The sequence below is a fragment of the Phormidium tenue FACHB-1050 genome (assembly GCF_014696925.1).
Taxonomy (GTDB): Bacteria; Cyanobacteriota; Cyanobacteriia; order Pseudanabaenales; family Pseudanabaenaceae; genus Pseudanabaena.
Genome location: NZ_JACJQY010000011.1, coordinates 64,943 through 84,967, shown reverse-complemented (window position 1 = coordinate 84,967; position 20,025 = coordinate 64,943). Strand labels below are relative to the sequence as shown.

Below are 20,025 nucleotides of genomic sequence, written 5' to 3'. Positions count from 1 at the left end.
GACAAAATGGCGTAGCTATTTTGTCTTTTGGTATTAGAGAAGGAGCAAAAATCATGAACTTTCAAACCATCGATCTTAGTCCAGTCATCTCTCTGACTCGCGAAGAGTTCATCAAGCTCTGTGCAGCAAACCCTGAAATGAAACTTGAGCGTACAGCTAAAGGAGAATTGATCGTTATGTCCCCAACGGGTGGTGAAACTGGTAGTTTTAATTCTGATCTCAATGGTGAACTATATATATGGAACCACTCATTCAAACAAGGCAAAACCTTTGATTCTTCAACGGGGTTTAGTTTGCCGAAGGGTAGCGATCGCTCTCCTGATGCTGCATGGATATCTCTCGCAAAATGGGAATCGCTTACTCCTGAGAAACGCAAAGGTTTTTTGCCCCTCTGTCCTGAATTTCTGATTGAGCTTTTGTCTCCTAGCGATTCATGGAAACAAGGACTAGCTAAGATGGAAGAATATATGGACAATGGCTGCCTTTTAGGATGGTTAATCGATCCGAAACACAAGCGTGTTGCTATCTATCGTCAAGGACAACCCGTTGAAATTTTGGACAATCCCAAAATACTCTTAGGGGAAGAAGTACTACCTAATTTTGTTTTAGATGTTAGTAGCATATTTGGCTGGGGCTAAAGTCTTAACCAAAAAGCGAGTCGCGGTGCGACTCGCTTTTTTATCGAATTAACGTATCTCCCAGAGTTACTATGCAAACCACCCAAGCACCGAACAAAAACACCGCTTCCCAACCGCCAAATCTTACCTCCACACCAATCAGTCTTCCCGATCATAAGCAACTGCCAGAATCATACGGAACCTTTGTGAAAAATTTTCAGGAACACCCACAAAGTATTGTTTTATAGCTGTAGTCAAGTGTATTAGGACAAATCAAAACCCAAGAATCGAGTGGCGGCGCGAAGCGCCGCCACTCGATTCTTGGGTTTTATATCCTAACAAGAATGGCGACAGCTATAACTAGCTCGATCGCCCCAGTCTTAGAAAAATTACATCCCAATGGACGCTACTGCATTGGTCAAGATAGTGGCATTTACTGGCGACTAATAGAACCGCCTGAAAAAGGAGCCGAAGCCCCCGACTGGTTTTATGTCCCCAATGTATCGCCACTTGTTGATGGAGAATATCGCCGTTCCTATGTGCTATGGAAAGAATTTGTCGCTCCCTTAATTGCCATTGAATTTGTGTCAGGTAATGGAACCGAAGAGAGAGATGCAACACCGCCCAGCGAAAAGGAAAAGGCAGGAAAATTCTGGGTTTACGAGCAAGCAATTCGTATTCCCTTTTATGCCATTTTTGATGCATGGAGAGACAATCTTGAGGTTTATCACTTAGTTGATGGGCGCTATGTCAAAATGCATCCTAATGATCGCGAACATTTTGCGATCACGCCAATGGGTGTGGAACTTGGGCTGAAATTAGAGAATGATGTATCGTGGCTGCGCTGGTGGGATGAGTCGGGAAATTTGTTACTGACTGGTGATGAACGGGCTTTACAGGCTGAGGCGATCGCTGATCAACAACGGGAAATCGCTAATCAAGCAACTTTAGCTCAACAACAGGCGGAAGTGATCGCTGATCAAGAGCGTCAACAAAAGGAAAAATTAGCAAATTATTTAAAGGCGATGGGAATCAATCCTGCTGAAATCTAAAAATTGTACAGCCAAAAAAGAGTTAGCTATTACAGGGACGGCGCTTCGCGCCGTCCCTCAATTCTTGGGTTTTATGTCCTACGCAAAATTTGCTTTGCTATAACCAGATTTCCATAGAGCAAGTCCGCCGATAAGCCCTAAATCATTGGAGACGATCATCACATTTGTAGGCAAATTAACGTAGATTAAGCGAGAATTGCCGCCGCCAATATAGAGATGGTTATAATTAAATAACTTATAAAGAGAGGCAATCGCCTCTAGCAATCGCATATTCCATTGTTCCACACCAATTTGCTCCAAAGCCACCTGTCCTAAACGATCTTCATAGGTTTCATTATCAACAAAAACATGCTGACCTAGTTCCAGATTGGGCAACAGCTTACCATTGAGAAATAGTGATGAACCAAACCCAGTACCTAGAGTAATGACTAATTCTATACCCTTACCCGCGATCGCTCCGCATCCCTGTACATCTGCATCATTAGCAATCCTGATCGGCTTCCCCAACTGGCTGTGTAGTACTTCCTCCAAAGGAAATCCATCCCAATCAGCATGTAAATTAATCGCCCCCCTTGTCACCCCATGCTCGACTACACTCGGAAATCCAATGGAAAGACGATCGTATTCCCCCTGTTGGGTGATCAAGTCGATTAATGTCGCCACGATGACATCGGGAGTAGCTGGATGGGGAGTATGAATAAGCGATCGCTTTGAAATTGGAGTGCCATCATCTTGCAAGATGATCGCTTTGATACTACTTCCACCCACATCAATCGCTAATGTTAAAAAACTCACAGGAATATACTTCTCGTATTAGATAATATAGCGTCTATCAGTCTAGTGACGTATGGGTTTGTTTCCCCGCCAAAGGCGGGGAAACAAACCTTTGTACCTCGCTTGCTTGAAAAACGCTATAAGTTAGACAATTAGGTAATGATGTTGTAAGCATAAAGCGCCCACAACTAATAGAATTGATTAAATCAAGTTTTTGATGAATTTGGCAAAATAGGGTTTAAAAATATGGTTGCAGCCTTAATGCTAAGAGCATCTTCAGATATCCTTAGCAAAGCACAAGAAGAATTCGCCCTTAGAGGATACACAACTTTAGATTTGGCAAATGAGCTTAGTTTGGCTGTGCAACTAGTCGAGAACTTCTTGAATGGAGAAATAGTTGATCGCAATACTTATGACTTAGTTTGTGAAAAGCTAAATATTTCTATAAACTCTGTCTCAGAACTGACAACAGAAAAGTCTATAGAAAACGAAGATATATCAAATCTACAGCCCCCTCAGGTATCGACCAATAATAGCAGCGTTACAATTAATGATGTTGCAGTTAATGATGCTGAACCGATCGCCAATTCAAAAAATAATCTAGATATAGAGAACACCTCTCAAAGTTCGAGTGATAGCTTACCCACAAGTGCAGAATTTGGACTTGATAAATCATTGCAAACCATTCGCCAAAGTATCTCTTCTGCTTTGATTCGTCAATGCGATCGCCTTAGAGTGATTGATGTAAATGCTCCACTTTATTTACATAATTTATATACAGAGACTAATGTTTTTGCAACTTTACCAAGCAGTCAATATCTTGATCTAGAAGAAGCTTTTGCAAATGTATCTCCTGAACAGTATGATCGCTTTTATTTAAAAAAACTCCTTCCGCCTACAATTCCAGCAAATCAGGCTCTGGAAGAATCCAAACAAATTTTGTTGGTTGGTGGTTTAGGATCTGGCAAGACAACACTCCTTAAATATTGGGCAATAGCATGTATCTCAGGTAATATTTTGCCTAAATATTTGCCTGTATTTTTACCTTTACGATCGCTGATTGCGTTGCATGATATTGGTGATCCGATTCTATGGTTAAAGAAACAACTTCTTAACTATGGACTGTCAGAGGAATTTTTAGATCACAAAGTAGAACAATTATTAAATCAAGGAAACTTGTTATTGATTTGGGATGAGTTAGATGCTCTACCTGAAATACATCGTGCAGAAATTGCTCAAAAAATCCTGAGGCTTAGCGATCACTATCCCAAGAATCGCCTAGTAGTTGCCACCCGCAATCCGATCTATGGTCATATTTTAGAGTCTTTTTCGACAGTAGGAGTTGCACCTTTTGAAGAATCCCAAATCACTACATTTGCTAATAAATGGTTTCAAACTACTTGCGCTGATAAACCGAAGAAAAATGAAAAGTTCCAACAACTACTCAACACAAATAAACCATTAGCAGAAATAGCCAGTAATCCTCTATTTCTAACGCATCTTTGTACTGTCTTTAGCAGTTGTGAATATCTTAAACCCAACTTTTATCAAGAAATCTTAAATCTACTATTGACCAAGTGGGAACAGACTAAATGCTTTCCTATTTTCTCCAATCAAACATTATCAACTTCTCAAAAACTAGATTTACTTTCCTACGTGGCGATCGTGTCACTTGATCGCCATGGTTATGTATGGCAAAACAATCAACTTGAGGACGACTTTCAGGCTTGTATGACCGCTAGTCACAACTTATCCAAGTTGGCGATTAATTACGATCAGCTTTTTGAGATTTTCAAGTGGCAACATAGCCTATTGGTTGAATGTGCGAAAGGGATTTACTCACTCACCCACACAACATTGCACGATTATCTTGCCGCCTATCGAATTGCCAATAGTACGCCTAGTGCTGCTCAAAAATATTTGCTCGAACGCATATACCTCAACCGTTGGCATGGTGTCATCGTGATGACTGTAAGTATTTCACAGCAAGCCGATAGCATGTTGAAGACGATGAAACGTAAAATTGATGAATTGGTAAGTCAAGATCCTCAATTGCAGTCATTTCTGACATGGGTTAATCAACAGTCAATTCAGATCCAAACCCCTTACAAAGCCGTGACGATTCGGGCTTTATATTTAGATATTGATTTAGAAAATACGCGATCGCTAGATCGCGCCCGCGCCTTAGATATCGCTCATTCTCGGTCTTTAGAACGCGCTCGCACTAAAGCCTTGGGCAATGACAATACGATGGAAACAGAGTTAGATATCGATTACACCATTAATCTGGCCCTCAATCTGGACTTGGCTTTGTATTTTGCTAATCACCCTGTTTTAGAACTGGCTTGCATACTTGAGCCTGATCTCCAAAGAGGCTTACAGTTTTTACGTCAAAAATTTCCCGATCCTTCTAAAAATCGAGAAGCTTTTGCCAAGTGGTGGCAAGCTAAGGGTTTAGATTGGTCAAAAAAATTACGAAACTTAATTGTTCAGCACCGTAAAAGTTCGCAAGAATGGCAGTTCAGCGACAATCAGCTTAAAATATTGCGGACATATCACGATGCAAATAAGCTTTTGATCGAGTGCTTAAATAATGCTGAATATGTCAGTCCCCTAGTTAAGAGTCAAATAGAGTCTACCTTGCTATTGCCTCAGGGTGAATACAGCATATTGCAGTACTAACCTCAAAGAGTAATGGCGGCCCTTTGTGCCGCCATTACTCTTTGAGATTTTATGTCTTAAGCAAAATTTACATTGCTATACTTTAAGCATTACTTTAAAGAGATAGATATTCTGTGCTAGAAGTTCGCAAAATCTGTAAATCTTATGGAAAGAAGCAAGTTTTACAGGACTTAAGTTTTGCTATTCAAGCAGGCGAAGTCTATGGGTTACTCGGTCCAAACGGGGCTGGCAAAACCACTACGATTAGTATTTTGTGTGGTTTGATCCAAGCCGATCGCGGACTTGTGACGATGAACGGGCTACATGCTTCAGGAGCAACTCGATCGCTGATTGGCGTAGCCCCACAGGAAAATATTTTTTATAAGAGCTTAACCTGCGAAGAAAATTTACGGTTTTTTGGTCAGCTCTATGGACTGAGTAATGAAGCTTGTCGGAAGCAAGCTCAGTACTGCTTAGAGCTAGTGGGGCTAGGCGATCGCGCTAAAAGTATTGCTGATACTCTTAGTGGTGGAATGCAACGTCGTCTGAGCATGGCGATCGCCCTTGTGCATCAGCCGCAATTAGTGGTGCTTGATGAGCCGACCACAGGACTAGATATTGAAGCTCGTTATGAAGTTTGGGAATTGATTCGCAAACTTAAAAGTCAAGATACCGCCATTTTATTGACTACGCATATGCTCGACGAAGCCGAACGCCTTTGTCAGCGAATTGGCATTATCAAACAAGGAAGTTTACTGGCGGAAGGAAGTCTCGAAGAACTGCGTCAACATGTTCCTGCTAAAGAAATTGCGATCATTTGTACACCCACTGAAGATTTGGCGATCGCTAGGGCGATCGAGTTAGGTTTTGCCTATCGTTACTATGGTCGGGATTTAGCTTTTTGGCTACCTAAGGTCATGGAACTAAAAGAAATTTTGGAATGTTTTGAAGGCATCACAATTGACTCAATTATGCGCCAGCCTGTTCGCCTTGAAAATATCTACGTAGAAGTTACACAAGGCTCTAAATAATGCCAAAGCACAAAACGACAATGTCGTTTTGTGCTTTGAAAATCCTTACTGGGTTTGATTTTTATAGCTATAGCCACCTGTATCAGGACAAATCAAAACCCAGATAGTGTGAGGCGGCGCTTCGCGCCGCCTCACACTATCTGGGTTTTATGTCCTAACAAGAATGGTGACAGCTATAACTTACAAAAGTGGCGGCGCAAAGCGCCGCCACTTTTGTTTTGAGCAATTGCTCAAAAGCATGAAAGCCTTTAGCTTTCTATGCTCTGAGCATGAGTAAAGACTGCATTAGTAAAAGCCAGCAGATTTTGTTGCATTTGCTTAGAATCTGAAGCAACAAGACGATCAAGCGATGTGTAATAAGTCGCAGCTAGTTTGGGGCGACTACCAGTTTTGATCATCCATAGACCATCGGCAAGACTCGCTCTAATCTCCACCATAATATGATTATTGTCTGGTAGCGTAAAGCGATCAGAAATGCCATGAAAAGCCTGAATCTGAGTTTTTGCATCCCCCTTAATCCAAATTGTCGCAACCAGATAGGGACTCACCGAATGGAGATCGCTATGACTTACAGATCGTGCTGCATAGATATAAAGCAGTTGCAACCAAGGCAAAGGATAAATAACCTCTAAGGCGCTATAGCCGCTTGGTTTCGCTTCAACCTTCATTTCTCGGAAATAATTGATTGTTTTCGCCCATTGCTGACTAAAAGTTTTTGCCACATCAGGATTAATAAATAGCTCACCCCATTGACTATGCTGCCAAGGTTGCATATCCATGAAATGCATATATTCTGAAAACTCATGGGCAAGGCGATCGTGCCTTTGAGCTACCAAAGCATATACATCTTGCCAACAAAAATATGGCATGGATGAATTAACTTCATCATGGGGCTTTAGATAATGCTGCTTTGCTGAATTACTAGATAAAATTTCAGGCTCGATTAGACAATAACTATTACTAATTACTGCTATGTAAGTCTGTTTAGTCTGAGCCTTAGCCAAAGCAAATAATGAGTCTAGAGAAAGCTTGTTTAACTCACTTTCCAACCGATGATCGCAGAGAATATCAAAATCTTGACATTCTAAAATTATGTCAGGTTGGATATCTGACATAAAAAAAGGATAGCTAACAGCTTTAACAAAGGTTGAACTTGGCTTGCCCGATCGCTGTGTTAAAAAGTCAACAAAATCCTGACCTAAATCTTGAATATTTTCTAGCAAATATTCCCAAGAAGCAGCAAAACGCTCTTTCTTGTCTAGGTTTGGTGGCAGCAAAAAAATATTACTCATAGCGGGGCGCTATCTAGCCTTGTTTCATTACATTGTATAGGTTATCGATTAATACATCTCTATTAGTCAAGTAACGATTTCTATCTTTATTCTCAAATTTAGCTTAAATCCCTGTGCATAATTAATTACCAACCCGCAACCTTATGGGTTTGGGTTGGTAATTAATTATGCACATCTACTTATTTAGTAATCCTACAGTGCTTTGCGCTTAAACCCAAACCAAGAAAAAATTTAAAAGCGTTGTGAAGCAACGCTTTTAAATTTTTTCTTGCGGCCCGTTTGCTCGGCAGTTGCTGTAAATCATTTAGGGTTACAAATCTGAATTTAAGTCGTAAACATCAAGATTATCCCCATTTTTAAATTAGCCCGAACTGACGTTAAAATAGTGTTTCAAAGCATGAACTTTGCAGCTTTAGATCGGTAGCTATGGTAGAAGTATTGACTAATGAATCCCAGAAACAGATTATTCAAAGCAACGCTATTGTCGCGGACGGCTTGAGCAAAACTTATCGTACTGGCTTTTGGTTAAATCAAAAAATTAGTTCTTTACAGGATTTTTCATTAACCATTCGTCAAGGCGAAACCTTTGGTGTACTTGGTCCTAATGGGGCAGGTAAAACCACGTTGTTAAAGATTTTATTGGGGATTGTCAAGCCCACATCGGGGACTGGTGAAATTTTAGGATATCCCCTCGGCGATCGCGCCGCTAAGCAATCCATCGGCTATTTACCTGAAAATGCTTACTATTATGATTATTTGACAGGCTGGGAGCTGCTTGATTTTATTGGTAGCCTGTTTGGGGTTGAGCCGTCTCTACGTCGTCAACGTATTGCTGATTTACTTGATCTCGTAGGACTATCACAGTCTGTAGCAAGGAAAAAGCAATTGCGCCAATATTCTAAAGGTATGGTGCAGAGAATTGGGGTCGCCCAAGCTCTGATCAATGATCCCGAAATTGTGTTTCTCGATGAGCCAATGTCTGGGCTTGACCCTGTTGGTCGTTATCAGGTTCGCGAAATTATTTTGATGCTCAAAAATCAGGGTAAAACTGTATTTTTTAATAGCCATATTTTGTCTGATGTGGAGTTAATCTGCGATCGCATTGGCATCCTCAACAAGGGTGAGCTAGTGGCGATGGGAACTTTAAATGAGTTGCTGGGTACAGAGCAGTCCTATCAGGTCAGTGGGCGCGGTGGCTCCGAGGAAGAGCTGAAACCTTGGTTAGAGCATTTAATTTTTCAGAATGATACTTGGCATGGTCAATTAGCGAAGGATCTACCAGAATTTTTGACTTATATTGCGAGTATTGGGGCAAAGGCGATCGCGATCGAGCTAGCCCGCCAAACTCTCGAAGAATTTTTTATCGATCAAATCAAGGCTTCACGTCATAAAGACTAAAGTAGAGGCAATTCATGAATTGCCTCTACTTTGTATAGCTATAGCCACCTGTATTAAAACCCAAATAGTGTGAGGCGGCGCTTCGCGCCGCCTCACACTATTTGGGTTTTATGTCCTAACAAGAATGGCGACAGCTATAACACTTTCAAAAAATCTCTTAGATTAATGGGTAATTGCTATAGATGTATGCGGCGCGTAACGCCGCATACATCTATTCTAAAAAATTTAAATCTAAAAAATTTAAATCTGAATCATGTTGCTATATTCCGTCAGTAGCTCATCATAGGTAAGGCTATCTGTCGCAGCTTGAGGAGTCCACATCAACTCAAATACTAAAAGCTGACTAGCTGCGATCGCAGTGATTTGATCGAGAGCCTTGTGTAACTCTGTCACGCTTGTGATCTTCTGACCAAGCAGAGGCTGATCATGCTCTGTAGCAATAAGAAGAGTGACCACAATATATGCCGATGGGTCTTTGTCTGGAGATGCAACAACCTCTGGATGGAGCGCAACACGTCCATTCACATTTACTAATGTCTCTTGGCTAAATTTGGCACGTTCCTCCACCACAAGCTGATTAAATAAGGTCTCAGCCTGCTCACGCGGCAATGATTGAGAGGTTACCGCAACATGTGTCCAGTTTTCGGGAGTACGCATTACGGCGATCGCCGAGTCTTGCATAAGTGACAGCAAACCCTCTGGGGTACTTGTATCGACACCAAGACTTAATTCAGTTAAACGAGACTGAATCTCACGGGCTTGAGCAAGGAGAGCCACTTGCAATTTGGTGATCGTCAACAGATTTTTATTTAGAAATTCACTTTTTAATTGCGCTTGCGAAGGGAGCATCAACTTCCACAAAATCCAATAAATAGTTACAAAGACAACGATCAGGACAACTAGCCAAACTAGCAATGTAACTATTAATGCAATATCTTTAGAATTGTAATAGTAGGAAGATGAAGAGCGATTATTACTATAGGAAGAAGGTTGATTTGTAAAGGAATTACGTTCATTATCCTGATTTGGCGATACAGATGATGGTTGTGTATGCGAAGGGCTAGATGAACGACTTGGGGTTGATTGAGGAGATGCCTTGGGTGAAGGTGATGATTTGGATCTACTCGGCGATTTAGAAGGTGATGGTGATGAACGCTTAAAAGATCCGCCGCCACTTCGTCCTGCACTACTTCTTGCCTGAGCCTGTTGCTGATTTTGGATTAATAGATTTGATAGGCGATCGATAAACCCAAAATTGATAGTCTGCACGATAGAGAATGTGAGTAGAGCTGTCGTCAAGAACTGAAGTTTGGTTCTACGCATAAAATATTAGCCAGATATTTCGATATAGTTGCGATCGCCACCAGATTTTTGGGCTTGAAGTAATGAGCGTGAGGCTAAGGCAACTAGTTCATCAAAATTGATATCGTTTATCTGTTGATTCTGATTTTCTAGGGCTGCTACTACCCCACCAATACTAATTGTCAGTGGAAATAATAAGCCCGAAGAAACTGCGATCGGATGACTACGAATACTCGAAAGAAGATTTAGAGAAAGCTGGATGGCACTCTCTGTATCATGGTGAGGAGTAACACAGGCAAACTCATCTAACCCATGCCGATAAATCAAACTATTTGCCGTGCAACTATGACTTAATCGTCCTGCGATCGCTTTGATAGCCTCATCCCCAATTTTCTCTCCGTAGGAATGGACGATGGGAGTAAAGTGATCAATATCAATGAGCAACACGCTCAGAAAGCTATAACTTTTGTAAGTACCAAATCCCCTAAATTGAGACATTATCTTGGGTATGATCCCCGCAAAGGCTTTCTCGCTTAAGACTTTGGTTAAAGGATCAGACAGACTAAGAGCATCTAATAAGTCATTTTGAGCTAGCAATCTTTGATTTGTCCAAGTTAAAGATTGGGTCAAAGCTGTAAGGCGGAGTCCTGTACGTAATCTTGTCTTTAGTTCAGAATGATCGACAGGATTATTGAGAAATTCATCGACACCAGTATCTAAAGCAATTTGACGTTGTTGAGCATTGGCAGCTTCGACGATCAAGACAAAGTAAATTGTCTGCAATTCGGGATGTTCAAGATTTGCCTTGACGCGATGACAAAGGGCTAAACCTGAAACATCTGGGATTGTCCAATCAGCAATGACAAATGCGGGTTTCTTTTCTAGAATTATTTCCCATGCTTTCTCGCCACTGGTTTCTGTGATGAAATTATATTTTTCAGTGGTTAGATATTCGGCGATCGCCTCTAAAAGTTGGCGATCGCCGCTAACAACCAAAATCAGAGAATTGTGTCGGTAGTATTTTAATTTGCGGAAATCCAACTTTGCTGCCTCGCTATAATTGAAATGATAAAAACTACTACCTTTAGCGAGAAATTTGTCAGCTATTTTTTGCCCCAGCCAAATAGCCCGCCTTTCTTCTCTGGTGGTTTTTCTGGTGGTTTTGTAGCTGCATTCACCTGATTAATGTATTTGAGAGCCATTGGTTCTTTGGGATCAAGTTTGAGCGCTTTTTGAAAACTTGCCTTAGCGATCGCTGCCGCATTTTGATTCATCTGCACTAAGCCCTTGAGCGCATATACCTTAGCGTTATTAGGATCAAGTTTTTCAGCGCTAATCAGTTCCTTGAGTGCATCAGTCCATTGTTTCTTACTGATAAATAGCTCAGCCATATTTAGATTACGCAACGCAGGAGACTGGGCAGGTTTAGCCGCAGGAGTTGCCTCAGCATTAGCAGTTGCATTGGTAGGCTGAAACTCAGATGCCGATGCTGCACTACTTCCCGAAGTGAAGGTAAGACTGGTTTGGGTAAATAAATATACGAGATTTAACTCGCTGAGCGTAGCGGTATATTCCAAGATCGAGTCAAGAGTTTCATATTGCTTAGGTGAAACTTGCTCTACATATTGCTTGTAGGTGATTTCATGGGGAATCCGATACAGTTTTTGAGCAAGTTCGGAACTGAGGGTTGGTACTTCTTCCTTTTGTTTTTTGTTTTGGGCAAACATCCTCAAGGTTGCTAAATATTCACCACGTTCGCGATCGCTATTTAGCAGTTGATATGCTGGGCTAACCATCTTTGAGAAATATTTGGTAGCAGTGTCTTTCTCTTCGGGAGTTCTACCAAACACATCAGGATGCAAAATCTTCGCTAGTTTGAGAAATTTTTTGCGAATTTGTGCGGCATCAGTGGTCATTGGTAAACCGAGTATGGCGTAATGATCGCTAATACCGTAACTGGCAAGACCTTTGTTGATTTTAAAGTTTTCTGGCTTTCCCACAGGTTCCACCTCTTAAGTATCTGTTCGAGTTTACCCTCTTGACGCATCTCTGTTAAAGCCTTATCGATGGCTTTTTTGAGCGAGACATCATCTTTGTTGACGATCGCGACAAGACGAATTGGAATTAACGGTTCCCCAACAATTGTAAAGTTGGGATTGTTGCGTACTTGCCATACTGCCACAGGTTCATCAAGGATCATCGCATCAAGTTGGCGATCGCGTAGTTGGATCACCATACGATCAAGATCCCGTGATGAAAACAGGCGAATGGCATTGCCTCTATTTTTATTATAGGTTTCGGCGATCGCTGCGCCTCCACTATTTGCGACAACCCCAACGCGCTTGCCGATCATATCGCGCAAGGATTTGATTTGTGTCCCATCGGATCGGATCAGCAAACGTTGAGTATTACGATAATAAGGCACAGTTTCAATAAATTTGCCTTTGGTGTCGCCTGTTTCTAAGGCTCCTTCTTCCCTTGCACTGAGCAGAATATCGACCTGCCGCGAAGCCAAATTTTCAGGTTGGTTTGCCCAAGGGATATTAATTGGACGTGGCTCAATATTTAGTCTTGCGGCAATTTCTTGGATAATTTCTAGCTCAAAGCCATCATAAAATTGGGTTTTGGCATTCCAAAACATATAGGGACCACCGATCGCTGCATCGATGCCTACCCGCAAATGTCCGCGCCGCATGACAATACCAAGGCTGCTATCTTCAGCAAAAGCGGGTGATGTGATGGGCGTTATGGTACTAGCGATTCCTAGACATAGCCCTGTATAAATTGCTAAGCCAGCAAGTTTGTGAGCAAACTTAAACATTTATTCTCTAATCAAGCGATCGCTATAAATATAGCAATATCTCCATCATTCTTGTATGGCGATCGATGATTGCAGTCTATTGTTAAAGACTTTTGCCTATGAACAAGGGTAAATGAAGGCGAAAAAATCAAAATGGTTGTGAGACAAAGCCTTATGCTCTTTGCAAGAATCAGTGACCTATCCCTTGATACAACTTCGTAAATATTGCTTTTTTGTTATATAAAAGCTAAAAAATATCTGATATAGTCATTTTGTCGCCAATGGCGATCGCTTTGTTAAGGCAAATTGTCAAGGATTTAGGATATCGGGGCAAGGATTTATATCAGTATTTCTAAATCTTAGGCTCTGCAAAGGGCGTATTTTTAAGGCGATCGTCTATCAAGTGATATGTGTTTTGGTAGAGAAAGTAGTTCTGGTTGAGAGTTTTTAAGTGTCGCATCAATTTTTTGAAAAACCTATTCTCAATTCTCCGTATGAGATTCCTGCACAGCATTGGGAACTGGATAAGTCTGGGCAACCAACTAACCAGTTAACTAAAAGTCGAAGACCTGCCGAGTTCATTAGTCCGATTCCTAAACCAAGAAAACGGAAGTTCAATCAGGGCGAGCTACTTGCTGAACAGGATATTTCAAATAATAGCCAGACCTATGCGACATCTCTGTTTATCAATAGTGTGCGCGAAAAAGTCAGTGAATGGCGCAAGATTGTTAATCCTGAAAAATGGCAAGTTAGCCCAGAAACAGCAAGGCTTTTACAACATTGGCGACATTACGATTTTCATGGGGTTAGACCATTCTTTTGTCAGCTAGAAGCAGTAGAAACTGCAATTTGGTTAGCTGAAGTTGCGCCCCTCAGTAAGCAAGGTCAAAACTTCATTGAGCAAATTACGACTGCAAATAAAGACGCAAATCCTGAAATATGGCGAGTTGCTTTAAAACTAGCGACAGGGGCAGGTAAAACAACAGTAATGGCAATGTTGATTGCATGGCAGACGATCAACGCTGCGCGTCATCGTTCAAGTAAGAAATTTACACACGGATTTCTAGTCGTTACTCCTGGTATTACGATCAAAGATCGCTTGCAAATATTGCAACCAAACCATCCTGATAACTACTACAGCAACCGTGAGTTAGTCCCTAGCGATATGTTAGGGGATATTGCGCGGGCGAAGATCGTAATTACGAATTACCACGCCTTCAAACTGCGAGAAAGACTAGAGATTTCTAAGGTGGGTAAGGCGATGTTGCAAGGGCATGGCGAACCTCTGAAAACCCTAGAAACTGAAGGGCAGATGCTGCAAAGGGTTATGCCCGACTTGATGGGTATGAAAAATGTTTTAGTTATCAATGATGAAGCTCACCATTGCTATCGTGAAAAACCTGATAACGATGAGATCGACGATCTCAAAGGTGATGAAAAGGATGAAGCCAAGAAAAACAATGAGGCTGCGAGACTTTGGATTTCTGGTATAGAGACAGTCAAGCGCAAACTCGGTGTCGATAAAGTCTATGACCTATCAGCTACTCCATTCTTTCTAAGAGGATCTGGCTATGCCGAAGGTACGTTATTCCCTTGGACGGTTAGTGACTTTTCGCTGATGGATGCGATCGAGTGTGGCATTGTCAAACTGCCGCGTGTGCCTATATCCGACAATGCCCTTGACGATATGCCCAAACTCCGTAACCTATGGGAGCATATCCGTAAAAAGATGCCAAAAAAAGGGCGTGGCGCTGCTGGCAAGCTAGATCCGCAAAAACTGCCGCCTGAGTTGCAAACGGCGCTCGAAGCACTCTATGGGCATTACGAAAAAACTTATCAGCAATGGCAAGAAACGGGAATAAGAGTACCGCCAGTTTTTATCGTGGTTTGTAATAACACATCGACATCAAAGCTAGTCTATGACTTTATTTCGGGGTTTGAGCGTGAAAATGAAGATGGCAGCATCACCCCATACAATGGGCATTTTGAACTATTCCGTAATTACGATGACAACTGCGATCGCTTAGCTAGACCGCGCACGCTCTTAATCGATAGTGAGCAGTTAGAGTCTGGCGATGCCCTAGATGGTAATTTTCGAGAAATGGCAGCCCCTGAAATTGATCGCTTTCGTCGTGATTTAGCGGAACGTGAGGGATCGGCTGTGTTGGAAAATGTCACCGATCAAGACCTATTGCGAGAGGTCATGAATACTGTCGGCAAAGAGGGCAAGTTAGGTGAGTCAATTCGTTGCGTAGTATCGGTTTCGATGCTTACGGAAGGATGGGATACAAACACTGTAACCCATGTTTTGGGGGTGCGTGCTTTTGGTACGCAGTTACTTTGTGAGCAGGTGATCGGTCGGGCTTTGCGGCGCTATTCCTATGAACTCAATGATGAGGGCTTATTTGATGTGGAATATGCTGATGTGTTGGGGATACCCTTTGACTTTACGGCAAAGCCTGTGATTGCCAAGTCTAAACCACCCAAAAATACTGTTCATGTCGAAGCGGTAAAACCCGATCGCGATGAGTTAGAAATTAAATTTCCCCGTGTCGAAGGCTATCGTGTGGAGTTGCCCGACGAAAAACTAACGGCTGTTTTTAATGAAGATTCGCTCTTAGAAATCAATCCGATTTTGGTCGGTCCTTCGATTACGAATAATCAAGGCATTATTGGTGAAGGTGTGGAATTAAACCTTAAACATTTGGATGGGATGCGCCAATCAACAATTTTGTTTCACCTCACCAAACGCTTACTTTATACCAAGTATCGAGATGCTAATGAAGAACCGAAACTGCATTTATTTGGTCAACTCAAGCGCATTGTCAAGCAGTGGATCGATCGCGGCTATTTGCGCTGTACGGGTAACACTTTTCCTGCACAGGTGCTTTATCTAGAAATTGCAGATATGGCTTGCAATCGGATTAAAGATGCGATCGAGTCTGTCCCAGACAATGGCGATCGCCCAATTCAAGCAGTTCTCGATGCTTATAATCCAATTGGCTCAACTGCCCATGTGCGTTTTAATACGTCCAAGCAAACCCTGTGGAAGACTGCCCCAAATAAAAGCCATGTAAATTGGGTCGTGTGCGATGGCAACTGGGAAGCGGAGTTTTGTCGAGTTGTCGAGGCGCATCCTAGGGTTCGCAGCTATGTCAAAAATCAAGGTTTGGGGTTTGAGGTTCCCTATCTCTACGGCTCGACACAGCGCAAATATATCCCTGATTTCATTGTGCAGATTGATGATGGGCGCGATGATTTATTAAATCTGATCGTGGAGATTAAAGGGTTTCGCGGTGAAGATGCTAAGGACAAGGCAAATACAATGAAAACTTACTGGATTCCAGGGGTAAATAATTTGGGTAAGTTTGGACGTTGGCAATTTGCGGAGTTTACCGAAGTTTTTGAGATTGACTCAGGTTTTCATAAGCTGATTGAAACTCTAATACTTTAAAAATATGAGAATAAACACATAAGAAAAATGACATGACGAGCCAACAGCTTGATCGCTACCGAAGCCATGTGATCGCTTTCACTAAATCTCAAATAAAATCTCAAATTAATGTAGGAGATAAAGCAATGCTCAAAACCTATGAAGCCATAATTCAAGATGGACAAGTAAAGTGGTTAGCTGAACAGCCTGAGTTTAAATCTGCCCGAATTCTGATTACTGTAGTTGAGGACTTAACCTCAAAATCGTCTGTAAAAGGACTTAGCAAAGCTCAAGTTGAGGTAAAAACCTTGCTGGAATTAGCTGGAAGTGAGCCAGATGCAAAAGATATTCCTCGTCAAAGACAACTTCGACCCTATGCCCTATGCGCTGATGAGTTCAGAGTTCCTGAAAACTTTGATGATCCTTTGCCAGATGATGTTTTACAAGATTTTGAGCAACCATTGTAATTATCATGAAGTTATTGCTAGATACTCATATTTTCCTTTGGTTTATCAATGGTGATGCCAAACTAACTCCAAGCTTACGCGATCGCATTAGAGATCCTAATAACGATGTATATCTGAGTGTTGCCTCTATTTGGGAAGCAACGGTTAAATATCAGCTTGGCAAGCTACCTTTACCCGAATCTCCAGAAAAGTATTTACCCAATCAACGTATTCGCCATCAAATTGAGAGTTTGTCTATTGATGAAGGAAGCATAGCAAAGCTGATTGACTTACCACCTATTCACCGAGATCCGTTTGATCGCATTCTCATCTGCCAAGCAATGCAGCATGATCTAGTGATCGCTACTGTTGATTCCATAATTTCTCAATATCCATCTATTCTGACTTTTAAAGATTAACCCCATGCCTCCACGCAAGCCCAGCAACCAGTCCAAAAAAGTCGAAACCATCAAACATGAGGAATCGAAACGCCGCAATATTCCCACAGCCGAGCATCAGTCAGTAATGGCTGAGGATGAGAAAAGCCCGATCCGTGTTGCCTATGATCGCCGCAATCGCGATCTCGATCCGCAGTTAGTATGGCGCGGCAAGGATGAACAGGACTGGTCAGATTTGGTTGTGTCAGCTCCACCGCTATACATTCAAGAAAAGGTGCATCCAAAGACGATCGTTGATGATTTGCGCCGCCAAAGTCAGGAGCGATCGGAGGCAACTCAAGATACGCAGTTAGATTTGTTTGCTGATTTCAATGGTTTGCCGAAGGATGCAACAGCGACGGAATTTTATAAGCACGATGCGAACTGGACAAATCGCATGATTTTGGGGGATAGCCTACAGGTAATGGCAAGCCTAGCTGAGCGTGAAGGTTTGCGCGGTAAGGTTCAATGTATCTATTTCGATCCGCCCTATGGTATTAAGTTCAATTCTAATTTTCAATGGTCAACGACTAGCCGCGATGTGAAGGATGGCAAGCTGGATCAGATTACTCGCGAACCTGAACAAGTAAAAGCTTTTCGGGATACATGGCGCGATGGGATTCATTCTTATTTGACTTATTTACGCGATCGCTTGACGGTGGCGAGAGATTTATTAACGGAAAGTGGTTCTATTTTTGTTCAGATTGGGGATGAGAATGTTCATCTAGTGCGATCTCTATTAGATGAGATTTTCGGAAGCGACAACTTTATCTCAAATATAAATTTTAAATCAACAAACCCACTTGGCGCAAAGCTTTTACCGAAAGCGTATGACTTTATTTTATGGTATTCAAAACAAAAGGAAACTTTAAAATTTAGATCGATACTCAAAGAAAGAGATATATCAGGTGATAAGGAATATCGCTTTGTTGAGGACATACCATCTCCTATTGGCAGACGGAGACTATCTGACGATGAATTTATAGTTTGGCAAGATCAGAAACTTATCTATCGAAGACAAAAGCTTACCTCTTCTGGATTTACGCCTAGTTGTACCTATCAATTTACTTTGCAAGGACATAAATGTTCCCCTTTTGGGCGAAAAAGTTGGGCGACAAATACAGATGGAATGGAAAGACTTCAAAAAGCAGATAGGCTATTTCTTCTTAGTGGTAGTCCATATTACAAAAGATATTTTGGAGATGCGCCAACTACTCAATTTGATAACACTTGGACAGATCAACCTGCGGCTACAGAGTCAATCTATGTAGTTCAAACGGCAACAAAGTTTATCCAGCGTTGCATTATGATGACCACCGACCCAGGCGATCTTGTCCTAGATCCCACCTGTGGCTCAGGAACTACAGCCTATGTTGCCGAACAATGGGGAAGACGCTGGATCACTATTGACACCTCTCGCGTAGCCCTAGCCCTAGCCCGTGCAAGAATCATGGGCGCACGTTACCCCTATTACCTCTTAGCCGACAGTCCCGAAGGTCAGCAAAAAGAAGCAGCAATTACTCGTACCATGCCATCCGACAGCCCTACACATGGCAATATCCGATTAGGTTTTGTATACGATCGCGTTCCCCACATTACGCTCAAATCCATTGCCAACAATACCGAAATCGATACCATTTGGGAATCACACCAAACTAAGCTCGACCCATTGCGCGAAGCATTGAATCAAGAACTAAGCAAATCTTGGGAAGAATGGGAAATACCGCGTGAGGTTGAGGCAAAATGGTCGGACAAAGCCAAACAACTGCATGGTGACTGGTGGAAAAATCGCATTGCCAGACAAAAAGAAATTGATGCGTCCATTGCGGCTAAAGCCGATCAAGAATTTCTCTATGACAAACCCTATGAAGATAAAAACACCGTGCGGGTAGCTGGTCCATTCACCGTTGAAAGTTTGTCACCTCACAGAGTATTAGCAGTCGATGAAAATGATGACCTCATCGATCCAGATGCAAAGCGCGATCGCGACAATGAAGAAATTGATTTTGTCAATGTGATTCTGGAAAACCTTAAAACCTCTGGTGTCCAACAAGCTCACAAAGAAGACAAAATCAATTTCACATCTCTTGTCCCCTTTCCCAGTGAATATATCTGTGCTGAAGGTCGTTATGTCGAAGGCGAAAATGACAAAGAAAAACGTGCAGGTATTTTCATCGGTTCTGAATTTGGCACAGTATCGCGTCCCGATCTAGTTGCCGCCGCTAGAGAAGCAGGTGATATTGGCTTTGATGTCCTAATTGCCTGTGCCTTTAACTATGACGCTCACTCAGCCGAATTTAACAAGCTCGGTCGTATCCCTATATTGAAGGCGCGGATGAACGCCGATCTGCACATGGCAAATGACCTCAAAAATACAGGTGCAGGCAACCTATTTGTCATCTTTGGTGAGCCTGATATTGATATTAATTCCCTTGACGATGGCAAGTTACAAGTCAAGATTCACGGTGTCGATGTCTTTCATCCCCAGTCTGGTGAAGTCAGGTCTAGCAACGCTGATGAAATCGCCTGTTGGTTCATCGACACCGACTACAACGAAGAAAGCTTCTTTGTCCGTCATGCCTATTTCTTAGGTGCTAGTGACCCGTATAAGTCACTCAAGACCACGCTTAAAGCTGAGATTGACGAAGAGGCATGGTCAAGTCTTTACAGCGATACATCTAGACCCTTTGCTAAACCAAAGTCAGGACGCATTGCGGTTAAGGTGATCAACCATCTTGGCGATGAAGTGATGAAAGTGTTTAGTGTTGGTTAAACTTAGACA

At 42.1% G+C, this 20,025-nt stretch carries 15 protein-coding genes and 1 pseudogene; 10 read left to right on the top strand and 6 right to left on the bottom strand.

Annotated elements, in window-relative coordinates; all coding sequences use genetic code 11:
* The first annotated feature begins 53 nt into the window (after positions 1–53).
* From H6G05_RS09405 to H6G05_RS09400, 3 genes and pseudogenes are all read left to right on the top strand, one after another.
* Positions 54–638: a Uma2 family endonuclease gene (locus H6G05_RS09405; RefSeq protein ID WP_190577932.1), complete on the top strand. Its 585-nt coding sequence runs from the start codon at positions 54–56 to the stop codon at positions 636–638.
* A 137-nt stretch (positions 639–775) separates the two neighbouring features.
* A pseudogene (locus H6G05_RS26115) lies at positions 776–862 on the top strand (Uma2 family endonuclease); the annotation flags it as partial.
* Between the two features lie 99 nt (positions 863–961).
* Positions 962–1,669, top strand: coding sequence for a Uma2 family endonuclease (locus tag H6G05_RS09400; RefSeq protein ID WP_190577931.1), 708 nt, complete (start codon positions 962–964; stop codon positions 1,667–1,669).
* 78 nt (positions 1,670–1,747) lie between these two features.
* Here the strand turns inward: H6G05_RS09400 and H6G05_RS09395 are convergent, their stop codons facing one another.
* Positions 1,748–2,464: an ROK family protein gene (locus H6G05_RS09395; protein ID WP_190577930.1), complete on the bottom strand. Its 717-nt coding sequence runs from the start codon at positions 2,462–2,464 to the stop codon at positions 1,748–1,750.
* 225 nt (positions 2,465–2,689) lie between these two features.
* Here H6G05_RS09395 and H6G05_RS09390 point away from each other — a divergent pair, with 225 nt between their 5' ends.
* Both H6G05_RS09390 and H6G05_RS09385 read left to right on the top strand, forming a co-directional pair.
* Positions 2,690–5,125 (top strand): NACHT domain-containing protein, encoded by a 2,436-nt coding sequence (locus H6G05_RS09390; protein WP_190577929.1) that lies wholly within the window; start codon positions 2,690–2,692, stop codon positions 5,123–5,125.
* A 113-nt stretch (positions 5,126–5,238) separates the two neighbouring features.
* Entirely contained in the window at positions 5,239–6,135 is an 897-nt protein-coding gene (locus H6G05_RS09385; protein ID WP_190577928.1) for an ABC transporter ATP-binding protein, read from the top strand.
* Between the two features lie 248 nt (positions 6,136–6,383).
* Here H6G05_RS09385 and H6G05_RS09380 read toward each other — a convergent pair whose 3' ends face one another.
* Positions 6,384–7,427 carry a hypothetical protein gene (locus H6G05_RS09380; protein ID WP_190577927.1) on the bottom strand — a complete coding sequence of 348 codons (1,044 nt, stop codon included), beginning with the start codon at positions 7,425–7,427 and terminating at the stop codon, positions 6,384–6,386.
* Between the two features lie 426 nt (positions 7,428–7,853).
* On the opposite strand from H6G05_RS09380, the gene H6G05_RS09375 reads away from it, so the two are divergent.
* Entirely contained in the window at positions 7,854–8,825 is a 972-nt protein-coding gene (locus H6G05_RS09375; protein WP_190577926.1) for an ABC transporter ATP-binding protein, read from the top strand.
* Between the two features lie 240 nt (positions 8,826–9,065).
* Here H6G05_RS09375 and H6G05_RS09370 read toward each other — a convergent pair whose 3' ends face one another.
* The 4 genes from H6G05_RS09370 to H6G05_RS09355 form a co-directional block, all read right to left on the bottom strand.
* Positions 9,066–10,148 (bottom strand): DUF1517 domain-containing protein, encoded by a 1,083-nt coding sequence (locus H6G05_RS09370; protein ID WP_190577925.1) that lies wholly within the window; start codon positions 10,146–10,148, stop codon positions 9,066–9,068.
* Positions 10,149–10,154: 6 nt separating this feature from the next.
* Complete coding sequence (locus H6G05_RS09365; RefSeq protein ID WP_190577924.1) at positions 10,155–11,168, bottom strand: GGDEF domain-containing response regulator; 1,014 nt, start codon at positions 11,166–11,168, stop codon at positions 10,155–10,157.
* 62 nt (positions 11,169–11,230) lie between these two features.
* On the bottom strand, positions 11,231–12,043 hold the full coding sequence (locus H6G05_RS09360) for a J domain-containing protein (protein ID WP_190577923.1): 813 nt from the start codon (positions 12,041–12,043) through the stop codon (positions 11,231–11,233).
* Positions 12,040–12,948: a substrate-binding periplasmic protein gene (locus H6G05_RS09355; protein ID WP_190577922.1), complete on the bottom strand. Its 909-nt coding sequence runs from the start codon at positions 12,946–12,948 to the stop codon at positions 12,040–12,042. Before H6G05_RS09355 ends, H6G05_RS09360 begins: the two co-directional genes overlap by 4 nt.
* Positions 12,949–13,378: 430 nt before the next feature.
* On the opposite strand from H6G05_RS09355, the gene H6G05_RS09350 reads away from it, so the two are divergent.
* Genes H6G05_RS09350 through H6G05_RS09335 form a run of 4 tightly spaced genes read left to right on the top strand, consistent with a single transcriptional unit; the run spans position 13,379 to position 20,016 of the window.
* Complete coding sequence (locus H6G05_RS09350) at positions 13,379–16,381, top strand: BPTD_3080 family restriction endonuclease (protein WP_190577921.1); 3,003 nt, start codon at positions 13,379–13,381, stop codon at positions 16,379–16,381.
* Between the two features lie 32 nt (positions 16,382–16,413).
* The gene (locus H6G05_RS24995; protein ID WP_199310413.1) at positions 16,414–16,827 is read left to right on the top strand and encodes a hypothetical protein; all 414 of its coding nucleotides are present in this window, start codon (positions 16,414–16,416) and stop codon (positions 16,825–16,827) included.
* A gap of 5 nt (positions 16,828–16,832) precedes the next feature.
* Positions 16,833–17,225 carry a type II toxin-antitoxin system VapC family toxin gene (locus H6G05_RS09340; RefSeq protein WP_190577920.1) on the top strand — a complete coding sequence of 131 codons (393 nt, stop codon included), beginning with the start codon at positions 16,833–16,835 and terminating at the stop codon, positions 17,223–17,225.
* Between the two features lie 4 nt (positions 17,226–17,229).
* Positions 17,230–20,016 carry a site-specific DNA-methyltransferase gene (locus H6G05_RS09335; protein ID WP_190577919.1) on the top strand — a complete coding sequence of 929 codons (2,787 nt, stop codon included), beginning with the start codon at positions 17,230–17,232 and terminating at the stop codon, positions 20,014–20,016.
* Positions 20,017–20,025 lie beyond the last annotated feature (9 nt).